Below are 10,870 nucleotides of genomic sequence, written 5' to 3'. Positions count from 1 at the left end.
TGTTCCGCCGTGCTGGTAGGGGCGCATTATAGGGAGCCGCGCCGCGATGACAAGGAGAAATTTGCAAAAATTGGCATTTTTTGGCTTTCAGCAGTTCAAACGCCTATTTAACCAACAAAAAGCCCCGCAACCGCAGGGCTCAGGCCATTCAGGACGGTGGATTGCTATCTTTTTGACCAGAATTCCCGGGCAAAGCCGCGCACTTTTTCCCAATCGGTAAACTCGAGGTCCTTGCTGGTATCCGTGCTGCCCCCGGTGATCTTCATGATCAGCTGGATGATGCGGGTCTGCCACCAGTTATAGCGGGAGTACTGCAGCGCACCGGCAAACACCCCCAGGGTTTTCGGCTTCCAGGGGGAGAGGCGCAGAAACTTCTTCATATATGCGTTGGTCTGCGGGGTCTGCTTTTCCGGCTTGCGGGCCGTCAGGTTGACGCAGAAGAAGGCGGCGTTGGCCACTTCCAGCTGTTCGTGATGAGCGTGGATGAAACTGAACAGACTGGGATGGAAGTTGCCATAACGAATGGAGGCACCGATCAGCACCTTGGCGTACTTGCTCAGATTGCACTTCGGCAGGCTGTGCAGATCCTGCATCACCACCTCACAACCCTCGGTCTCTGCCAGCATGGCATCGACGATCTTTCGTGTTTGCCCGTCACGGGAAGAATAAAGCACCAGAATCTTGTCCATACCAACCTCAACTACGCCAGAATGCAGGGGTAAACAGTACCAGAAGAGTAAAGATTTCCAATCGGCCAAACAGCATGGCGACCACCAGTATCCATTGCGCCGTTGCCGAGATCTTGCCGAAGTTGGCCGACACCTCGCCCAGCCCTGGCCCCACGTTGGTGAACGCCGCCGCCACGGCGGAGAAAGCGGTCACCTCGTTCAAGCCGGTCATCAGCAGCAACAGCATAAAGATGAAGAACAGAATGATGTAGGTGGCGAAGTAACCCCATACAGCTTCCACGATCCGCTCAGGCACGGCACGACGACCCAGTTTGAGGGTATAGATGGCGCGCGGGTGCACCAGCCGCTTCAGTTCGCGCATCCCCTGCAGGAACAGGATCATGAAGCGCATCACCTTGATGCCGCCCCCGGTACTGCCGGCGCAGCAACCGATGAAGGCGGAGAACATCAGCAGCATGGGTAGAAAGGAGGGCCACTCCGCATAGCTGGTCGTGCTGTAGCCGGTGGTCGTGCCCAGCGACACCGCCTGGAACAGACCGTGGTTGAGCGCCTCCTGCCAGGTGGCGTAATGGCCGTGAAACAAGAGGGAAACGAAGCAGATCAACACCAGCACGCACTGGATGCTCAGAAACACCTTCAGCTCGGAGTCGCGCAGATAGTTGCTCAGCCGCACCGGCTTGTGGGCGAATACCATGAAGTGCAGGGCAAAGTTGACGCTCGCCAGCAGCAGAAACACCACTGTGATCAGGTTGATGGCCGGGCTGTTGAAAAAGCCGATGCTGGCGTCGTGGGTCGAGAAGCCGCCCACCGACAGGGTGGAGAAGGAGTGGCAGATGGCATCGAACAGGGTCATGCCCGCCATCCAGTAGGCCAGGGCGCAGAGGGAGGTGAGCAGCAGATAGATGAACCAGAGCGCCTTGGCCGTCTCGGCGATGCGCGGGGTGACCTTGTTGTCCTTGACCGGCCCCGGAATTTCGGCGCGATAGAGCTGCATGCCCCCGATGCCGAGCAGCGGCAGTATGGCCACCGCCAGCACTATGATCCCCATCCCCCCCAGCCACTGCAGCAGCTGGCGATAGAACAGAAACGCCTTGGGCAGGTTGTCCAGCCCGGTGAGCACGGTCGCTCCGGTGGTGGTCAGGCCGGAAAACGACTCGAAGAAGGCCTCCGACACCGTCATGCCGGGTACCTCTCCCAGCAGGAACGGCAAGGCCCCCACGCTGCCCAGCACCACCCAGAACAGCACGACGATGAGGAAGCCTTCCTTGGATCTGAGATCTTTCTTCTGATGGCGGTTGGGAAACCAGAGCGCGGCGCCGAGCAGCAGGGCGATGAAGAAGGAGTTGACGAACTCGGCACCACCGCCATCACGATAGCCAAAGGCGACCAGCGCGGGCAGCAACATGGTCGAACTGAACAGCGCGACCAGCAGGCCAACGATACGAATGATGCTCAGAATCTGCATTCCGGCTCCCTCTTCAGACTAAAAGAGCGATGGATTCTAGCCATCTAAGGGACGAAGGGATACCCGACCCTGGGTTCGGTCGGTCAATTCCTGTGCGATTCTGCTCCAAACAGCGGCTTCCCACGCCACCTGCAGGGTGACGCTGGCGCCGTAGTCGGCCGCCAGCAAGTGACCCTGATGCGCCTGGATCAGCGCTTCCACCGCTCCCATGTCGGTATAGTCGCACTGGATAAGGGAGGCTGTCTGCTGGCGCTTGATACGGGTTTCGAGCTGCTTGAGGGCGGCGCCCACGCCACCGCCATAGGCCTTGACCAGGCCGCCAGTGCCCAGCAGTACTCCACCGTAATAGCGCACCACCACGGCGGCGATCTCCCCGAGACCGGCCCCCATCAGCTGGGCCAGCATGGGCTTGCCGGCGGTGCCCGAGGGCTCGCCGTCATCGCTGAAACCGTACACCTGACTGTCCTGCGGGGCACCGGCGACAAAGGCCCAGCAGTGGTGCCGGGCCCCGGGATGTTGCTGTTTTATCTCGCCAATCCAGGCTTTGGCAGCCTCTACGGTCGGCGTGTGGGCGATATAGGTGATGAAGCGGCTCTTCTTGATCTCCTCACTCACCTCCAGCGGTGCGGCCGGTATGGAATAGTCTGCCGCCATCAGAGCCCTGCTTGTCTGGTCAGGTTTTCCACCCCGTTGGCGTGCAGCACCACGTTGTCTTCGATGCGGATGCCGCCATAGGGGCGCAGCGCCTCGACCTTGTTCCAGTTGACCCGCTTGCCCTGTTCACCGAGGCGCAGCGGCTCCAGCAGGCTGTCAATGAAGTAGAGACCCGGCTCGATGGTGAACACCTGGCCCACTTCCATCACCCGGGTGCAGCGCAGATAGGGGAACTGCTCGGGGGCCGACAGGTGGGTGCCGCGCTCGTCCTGCATGAAGCCGCCGGCGTCGTGCACCTGCAGGCCGAGGAAGTGGCCGAGACCGTGGGGGAAGAAGACGTTGGTCACCCCGGTATGGATCATCTCGTCCACCGACATGTCCACCAGCTCGGTGGCTTGCAGCAGGCGCGCCAGTCGGTGGTGCATCTGCAGATGCAGCTCGCTGTAACGGCGACCCGGCTTGATCTCCTCGATGATCTCCTGCTGCTGGGCATCCAGCGCCGCTATCAGATCGGCAAACTCACCGCGGCGCCAGGCCCAGGTCCGGGTGATGTCGGAGGCATAGCCGTGCACATCCACACCGGCATCGATGAGGAAGGAGTACCGCTCCGCATCGGGCACCCGCTGGGCGGAGAGGTGGGTGTAGTGCAGGATGGCCGCATTGCGGTTGATGGCGACGATATTGCCGTAGGGCGCCTCATTGGCCCCCTGCCCGACCGCCTTCATGTAGGCCAGGTTGATCTCGAACTCGCTCGCCCCCGCCATGAAGGAGTCCTTGGCCGCAATGTGGCCGCGCACCCCGATGCGGTTGGCATCGCGCAGGCATTCCAGCTCGTAGGCCGTCTTGTAGGCGCGATGATAATGCAGATAGTTGAGCACCGCCTCCGGATTGGGCTGGCCCAGCCCCAGCAGCTCGGCCACCTCCAGGTGGCCGCCCAGATAGGCCCACTCCTGCTTGTTGGCCGGCAGGTGATCGGCAATCTGCTCCGGACGGGTCAGGAAACGGATATCGAAGAAGTCGACCCAGAAGGCGTTGGGCAGCTCCGCCACCTTGTGCCAGAAATCCACCGGCCGGTAGAACAGCAGCACCGGCTTGTTCACGCCGTCCACCAGCAACCAACAGTGGGGATTGTCCAGCACCGGCAACCAGGCCTTGAACTGGGGGTTCACCTTGAAGGGGTAATCCTGATCATCGAGGAAGATGCGGTGGGTCTGGCCGGAGTGGATGGCCAGACCGCTCAGTCCCTGCTGTTGCAGTATGTCGCGGGTGCGCTGCTGCAAGGTGTCGAGGTGCTGGGCAAAAAGTTGGCTGTAGCTGCTCATGGCGTCCTGCTCCGGGAGAAATGTGGTTTCAGCATAACATCAAGCGAATCAAGGCTCGAACCGTCAAGCAATCGCTTCGTGAGGTAACGCATACGTTACAAGGCTTTTGTTATGAAACAAAAACCAACCATTAACAAATAAAAAACAATTCAATACACTGCCGGTAGATACATGCAGTCAGGGACTACTCATGCACAACCTTTGCCTGTGGCAACCGGATCAGGAGCGGATTCAGCAATCCAACCTCCAGCACTTCATGGCCGAGGTCAACCGCTTCCACGGCCTGCAGCTGCACAGCTACGCCCAGCTCTACCAGTGGTCGGTGGAGAAGACAACCCGTTTCTGGCCGCTGGTGTGGCAGCACTGCGGCGTCAAGGGCGAGCTCGGCAACATAGTGGCGGAGAACCGCCAGGAGATGCAGCGCACCCGCTGGTTCCCCGACAGCCGGCTCAACTTCGCCGAAAACCTGCTGCGCCGCCAGGATGACACGCCGGCCATCATCTCCCGCATCGAGGGTAGCCCCAGCCAGACCTTGAGCTGGCGTGAGCTGGCTGATCAAGTGGCCAGCCTGGCCCAGTGGCTGCGTGGCCAGGGAATCGGCCGGGGCGATGTGGTGGCAGCCTACCTGCCCAATATCCCGCAAACCGTGGTGGCCATGCTGGCGACCACCAGCCTGGGGGCGATCTGGACCTCCACCAGCCCCGATTTCGGCGAAGCCAGCGTGGTGGAGCGCTTCGGCCAGACCCGGCCGCGGGTGTTGTTTGCGGTGGATGGCTATCGCTACAACGGCAAGGCTATCGACATTCAGGACAAAGTGGCGGGGGTCGTCAGCCAGATCGACAGCATAGAGCAGACGGTCATGATCCCCTTGCTGGGCCACCCCCTGCAGCTTGGCCACGACTGGCGCCAGATCCTGGCCGGTCAGCCGGATGCCAGCCTGCAGTTCGAGCCCATGGCCTTCAATGACCCGCTCTACATCCTCTATTCGTCCGGCACCACCGGCAAGCCCAAGTGCATCGTGCACGGCATCGGCGGCACCCTGCTGCAACATCTGAAAGAACACCAGCTGCACTGCGACATCAAGCCGGGGGAGCGCATCTTCTACTTCACCACCTGCGGCTGGATGATGTGGAACTGGCTGGTAAGCGCGCTCGCCTCCGGCGCCACCCTGGTGCTCTACGACGGCTCCCCCTTCTACCCGGACGGCAACGTGTTGTGGGATCTCGCCCGCGACGAAGAGGTCGCTCTGTTCGGCACCTCGGCCAAATACCTGGATGCGCTGCACAAGCAGGGCTATACCCCCATCAAGACCCACCAGCTGCCGCAGTTGCGGCTGATCTGCAGCACCGGCTCCGTGCTGACGCCGGAGGGATTCGACTACGTCTATCAGCAGATCAAGCGGGATGTGCAGCTCAGCTCCATCTCGGGCGGCACCGACATCTGCTCCTGCTTCGTCATCGGCAACCCCATCAGCCCCGTCTACCGTGGCGAGAGCCAGGGACGTGGCCTCGGCCTCGCGGTGCAGGTGTTCAACGAAGCGGGCCAACCAGTGCAGAGGGAAAAGGGCGAGCTGGTCTGTACCAAGCCCTTCCCGGCTCAGCCCATCGGTTTCTGGGGGGACGCCAGTGGCGACAAGTACCACGCCGCCTATTTCGAACGGTTCGACAACATCTGGTGCCATGGCGACTGGATCGAGCTGACCCCGACTGGCGGCATCCTGTTCTACGGTCGCTCCGACGCGACCCTCAACCCGGGCGGCGTGCGCATCGGCACCAGCGAGATTTACCGCTACGTCGAGCAGCTGGAGGAAGTAGAAGAGAGCATCGTCATCGGCCAGCAGTGGCAACAGGACGAGCGGGTGGTGCTGTTCGTCAAGCTCAAGCCAGGCCTCATGCTGGACGAGGCGCTGCGCGAGCGTATCCGCCAGCAGGTGCGCCTGCACTGCACCGCCCGTCACGTGCCGGCCCGCATCCTGCAGGTGGACGCCATTCCGCGCACCAAGTCCGGCAAGATAGTGGAGCTGGCAGTGCGGGAAGTGGTGCACAACCGGCCCGTCAACAACACCCACGCCCTCGCCGATCCCGAGGTGCTGAGCCAGTATCGCAACCGGCCCGAGCTGGCCTGCTGAGGCCACACAAGGTTAATAAAGGCGTCATCAGACGCCTTTATTTTGGTTGTTAATCTGAGGCGAGCTTTCACTCGAGATCTGTTAAACAAATGTTTTAAATAGGTGTTGAAATTGTCTTCTTTTGGATCAATAGTGAGCCTCGCCCCCTGCTGGGGATAAAGGAGCACCACCCCCCACCATGTGGGAACAAGGAGACACTCTCATGATCTACCAAGGCGAAACCCTGACGGTCAGCTACCTCGAAGACGGCATTGCCGAGCTGAGGTTCGATGCTCCGGGTTCAGTCAACAAGCTGGATCGCGCTACCCTGCTCTCCCTGAGCGAAGCGATCGCCGCATTACAACAAGAACGTGAACTAAAAGGTCTGATCCTCACCTCCGGCAAAGACGCCTTCATCGTCGGCGCCGACATTACCGAATTCCTGGAACTGTTCGATCTGCCGCAGGCTGATCTGCTCGGCTGGCTGAAAAAGGCCAACGACATCTTCAGCGCCATCGAAGATCTGCCGGTGCCCACCCTCTGTACCATCAAGGGCCACGCCCTGGGCGGCGGCTGCGAGACCATTCTCTCCACCGACTTCCGGCTGGCTGACACCAGCGCCAAGATTGGCCTGCCCGAGACCAAGCTCGGCATCATGCCCGGCTTTGGCGGCACTGTCCGTCTGCCGCGAGTGATCGGCGCCGACAACGCGCTGGAGTGGATCACCACCGGCAAGGATTACCGTGCCGATGACGCCCTCAAGGTGGGTGCCATCGACGCCGTGGTCGCCCCCGACGCGCTGCAGAGCGCCGCGCTACAGATGATCAAGGACGCGATCAAAGGCAAGCTGGACTGGCAGGGCCGCCGCGCCGCCAAGAAGGCCCCGCTGCGCCTCTCCAAACTGGAAGCCATGATGAGCTTCACCACCGCCGCCGGCATGGTTGCCGCCATGGCGGGCAAGCACTATCCGGCGCCGATGACCGCGGTGAAAACCGTCGAGGCCGCCGCCGGCATGAGCCGTGACGAGGCGCTGGCCGTCGAGGCACAGGGTTTCATCAAGCTGGCCAAGACCGATGTCGCCAAGGCGCTGGTCGGTATCTTCCTCAACGATCAGCACATCAAAGTGCTGGCCAAGAAAGCGGCCAAGCAAGCAGCCAAGGCCACTAACCACGCCGCCGTACTGGGTGCCGGCATCATGGGGGGCGGCATCGCCTACCAGTCTGCCAGCAAGGGTATCCCGGCAGTGATGAAGGACATCAACGAGAAGGCGCTGGCACTTGGCATGGGTGAAGCCACCAAGCTGCTCAACGGCCAGCTCGAAAAGGGCCGCATCGACGGCATCAAGATGGGCCAGGTGCTCTCCGCCATCACCCCGACTCTCAGCTATGACAACGTCAAGCATGTGGATGTGGTGGTCGAAGCCGTGGTCGAGAACCCGAAAGTGAAGGCAGCCGTACTGGGCGAAGTGGAAGGGATCATCGGCGAAGACGCCGTGCTCGCCAGCAACACCTCCACCATCCCCATCTCCCTGCTGGCCAAGGGACTGAAGCGCCCGCAAAACTTCTGCGGCATGCACTTCTTCAACCCGGTGCACCGCATGCCACTGGTAGAGATCATCCGCGGCGAGCAGACCTCCGATGAAACCATCAACCGCGTGGTGGCCTACGCCGCCGCCATGGGCAAGTCCCCGGTCGTGGTCAACGACTGCCCTGGCTTCTTCGTCAACCGCGTGCTCTTCCCCTACTTCTTCGGCTTCAACAAGCTGGTCGCCGATGGCGCCGACTTCGCCGCCGTCGACAAGGTGATGGAGAAGGAATTTGGCTGGCCGATGGGCCCCGCCTACCTGCTGGACGTAGTCGGCATCGACACCGGCCACCATGCTGGTGACGTGATGGCGCAGGGCTTCCCGGCACGCATGAGCAAGGAAGGCCGCACCGCCATCGACGTGATGTACGAAGTGAGCCGCTTCGGTCAGAAGAACGGCAAGGGCTTCTACGCCTACGAGCAGGACAAGAAGGGCAAGCCGAAGAAGGTGGCCGACGCCGCTAGCTACGAGCTGCTGGCCCCCATCGCCAAGCCGAAACAGGACTTCGACAAGGACGCCATCATCGCCCGCATGATGATCCCGATGATCAACGAGGTGGTGCTCTGTCTGGAAGAGGGCATTGTCGCCACGCCAGCCGAAGCCGACATCGCGCTGGTCTATGGTCTGGGCTTCCCTCCCTTCCGCGGCGGCGTGTTCCGCTATCTGGACACTATCGGTCTGGATCGCTACGTGGCCATGGCCGACCAGTATGCCGACTTGGGCCCGCTCTACCGCGTCAGCGACAAGCTGCGTGAGATGGCCGCCCAGGGCAAAACCTTCTACTGATTGCGGAAAGGAGATCCATTCATGAAAGACGTAGTCATTGTCGACTGTATCCGGACCCCGATGGGCCGGTCCAAGGGCGGCGCCTTCCGCAACGTGCGTGCAGAAGACTTGTCCGCGCACCTGATGAAATCCATCCTGCTGCGCAACCCCAACCTCGACCCGAACGAGATCGAGGATATCTACTGGGGCTGCGTGCAGCAGACCCTGGAGCAGGGCTTCAACATCGCCCGCAACGCCGCCTTGCTGGCCGGCATTCCCAAGCAGGTGGGGGCGGTCACCGTCAACCGCCTGTGCGGCTCAAGCATGCAGGCGCTGCACGACGCCTCCCGTGCCATTCAGGTAGGTGATGGGGATATCTTCATCATCGGCGGCGTCGAGCACATGGGTCACGTGCCGATGAGCCACGGGGTGGACTTCCACCCCGGCATGGCCAAGTCGGTGGCGAAAGCCTCCGGCATGATGGGGCTGACCGCCGAGATGCTCGGCAAGCTGCACGGCATCAGTCGTCAACAGCAGGACGAGTTTGCCGCCCGCTCCCATCGCCGCGCTCACGCCGCCACCGTGGAAGGGCGTTTCGCCAAGGAGATCGTCGGGCTGGAAGGCCATGACGCCAGCGGCGCCCGCTTCTTCTACGACTATGACGAGGTGATCCGCCCGGAGACCACGGTGGAAACCCTGAGCCAGCTGCGCCCGGTGTTCGACCCGGTCAACGGCACCGTCACCGCCGGCACCTCCTCGGCGCTGTCCGATGGCGCCGCCGCCATGCTGGTGATGAGTGCGGATCGCGCCAAGGCGCTCGGCCTCACCCCGCGTGCCCGGGTGCGCGCCATGGCCGTCGCTGGCTGCGATGCCGCCATCATGGGTTACGGCCCGGTGCCAGCTACCCAGAAGGCGCTCAAGCGGGCCGGGCTGACCATCGGCGACATCGACCTGTTCGAGCTGAACGAGGCGTTTGCCGCCCAGTCCCTGCCCTGCGTGAAGGATCTGGGTCTGCAAGACGTGGTGGATGAGAAGGTGAACCTGAACGGCGGCGCCATCGCGCTGGGTCACCCGCTCGGCTGCTCCGGCGCCCGCATCTCCACCACCCTGCTCAACCTGATGGAAGAGAAGGATGCCACCCTGGGGGTTGCCACCATGTGCATCGGCCTGGGTCAGGGCATCGCCACCGTGTTCGAACGAGTGTAAGTAGCGCCCTGGCCGGTTCGCCGGTCGGGGGCTGTATGACAGAGAGGAGCCCGCTCCTGCTTCCCGGCGAAGCGGGCTCCGGTCACCTGTTTTGGGGTCGGTCTGCCTGGCCCGTCATCGAGTCTGTGGAGTGCGCCACACGGGGTGCACTTCTGCCGTCGGAATCTGCGTATTGGCCGGCCCGTTTGGGTCGGCCTTTTTTATTTGCACGGCAGGATATGGGAGGATATTGCCCATAACCTCACATTAGATGGGGGGCTTGCTTGCTTTTTGCGCCCCTGACAGGTTCAATCTGCACAAAAAAATGGGTGGATGCACATACATATGTCAACGAGCAAACAACTGCTGATCGTCGACGACGACCAAGAGATCCGCGAGCTGCTCAACGAATACCTGACCAGGGCCGGCTTCGAGGTATTGACCGCAGCGGAGGGCAACGAGATGCGCAAGCAGCTCGCCCAGCACAACCCGGACCTCATCATTCTCGATATCATGATGCCGGGTGACGACGGCTTTACCCTCTGCCAGCAGATCCGTCGCGACTCCCAGGTGCCCATCATCATGCTGACCGCCGCCTCCGACGAAGCGGACCGGGTGATCGGCCTCGAACTCGGTGCCGATGACTACATCGCCAAGCCGTTCAGCCCGCGCGAACTGCAGGCCCGCATCAAGGCCCTGCTGCGCCGGGCCGAATTCCGCCAGCCGGAGAAAGAGAAAGAGCCGAGCCGCCGGCTGCGCTTCGCCGAGTGGACCCTGGATACCCTGAGCCACCAGCTGACCCACGAGGACGGCAGCCTGCTGGATCTCTCCGGCAGCGATGCCCTGCTGCTCGGCATGTTCCTGCAACAGCCCGGCGTGGTGCTGGACCGGGATACCATCTCGGACGCCACCCGCGGTCGCGAGAGCCTGCCGATGGAGCGTGGCATCGACGTGCAGATCAGCCGCTTGCGCCAGAAGCTGGGCGACAACGGCAAGAGCCCGCGCATCATCAAGACCATTCGCGGCAGTGGCTACATGCTGATCGCCGAGGTGCACGAGATCCCATGAGAGCCAGCAAGGTAGCGACGGCATGCTGAT

Annotated in this window: 8 protein-coding genes; 4 read left to right on the top strand and 4 right to left on the bottom strand. The window is 62.0% G+C overall.

What is annotated here, in order from left to right; all coding sequences use genetic code 11:
* Positions 1-164: 164 nt before the first annotated feature.
* Genes hemG through pepQ form a run of 4 tightly spaced genes read right to left on the bottom strand, consistent with a single transcriptional unit; the run spans position 165 to position 4,130 of the window.
* On the bottom strand, positions 165-689 hold the full coding sequence (gene hemG, locus QLG02_RS15190; protein ID WP_282465572.1) for a menaquinone-dependent protoporphyrinogen IX dehydrogenase: 525 nt from the start codon (positions 687-689) through the stop codon (positions 165-167).
* A 7-nt stretch (positions 690-696) separates the two neighbouring features.
* The gene (locus QLG02_RS15185) at positions 697-2,154 is read right to left on the bottom strand and encodes a TrkH family potassium uptake protein (protein ID WP_011704169.1); all 1,458 of its coding nucleotides are present in this window, start codon (positions 2,152-2,154) and stop codon (positions 697-699) included.
* 36 nt (positions 2,155-2,190) lie between these two features.
* The gene (locus QLG02_RS15180) at positions 2,191-2,808 is read right to left on the bottom strand and encodes a YigZ family protein (RefSeq protein WP_282465571.1); all 618 of its coding nucleotides are present in this window, start codon (positions 2,806-2,808) and stop codon (positions 2,191-2,193) included.
* Positions 2,808-4,130: a Xaa-Pro dipeptidase gene (gene pepQ / locus QLG02_RS15175; RefSeq protein ID WP_041218417.1), complete on the bottom strand. Its 1,323-nt coding sequence runs from the start codon at positions 4,128-4,130 to the stop codon at positions 2,808-2,810. Before pepQ ends, QLG02_RS15180 begins: the two co-directional genes overlap by 1 nt.
* A gap of 190 nt (positions 4,131-4,320) precedes the next feature.
* Here pepQ and QLG02_RS15170 point away from each other — a divergent pair, with 190 nt between their 5' ends.
* The 4 genes from QLG02_RS15170 (at position 4,321) to QLG02_RS15155 (ending at position 10,840) form a co-directional block, all read left to right on the top strand.
* Positions 4,321-6,258, top strand: a complete 1,938-nt coding sequence (locus QLG02_RS15170; protein WP_282465570.1) for an acetoacetate--CoA ligase — start codon at positions 4,321-4,323, stop codon at positions 6,256-6,258.
* A gap of 202 nt (positions 6,259-6,460) precedes the next feature.
* A complete protein-coding gene (fadB, locus tag QLG02_RS15165) occupies positions 6,461-8,608 on the top strand; it encodes a fatty acid oxidation complex subunit alpha FadB (RefSeq protein ID WP_282465569.1) in 2,148 nt (715 codons plus the stop codon).
* Positions 8,609-9,793: an acetyl-CoA C-acyltransferase FadA gene (gene fadA, locus QLG02_RS15160; protein WP_198913418.1), complete on the top strand. Its 1,185-nt coding sequence runs from the start codon at positions 8,609-8,611 to the stop codon at positions 9,791-9,793.
* A 324-nt stretch (positions 9,794-10,117) separates the two neighbouring features.
* Positions 10,118-10,840, top strand: coding sequence for a response regulator transcription factor (locus tag QLG02_RS15155; RefSeq protein ID WP_016348992.1), 723 nt, complete (start codon positions 10,118-10,120; stop codon positions 10,838-10,840).
* The last annotated feature ends 30 nt before the right edge of the window (positions 10,841-10,870 follow it).

Origin of the sequence: Aeromonas sp. V90_14 (assembly GCF_029967615.1) — a bacterium.
GTDB lineage: Bacteria > Pseudomonadota > Gammaproteobacteria > Enterobacterales > Aeromonadaceae > Aeromonas > Aeromonas hydrophila.
The sequence above is the reverse complement of the archived record's forward strand: the minus strand, read 5'-3'. Positions and strand labels throughout refer to the sequence as shown.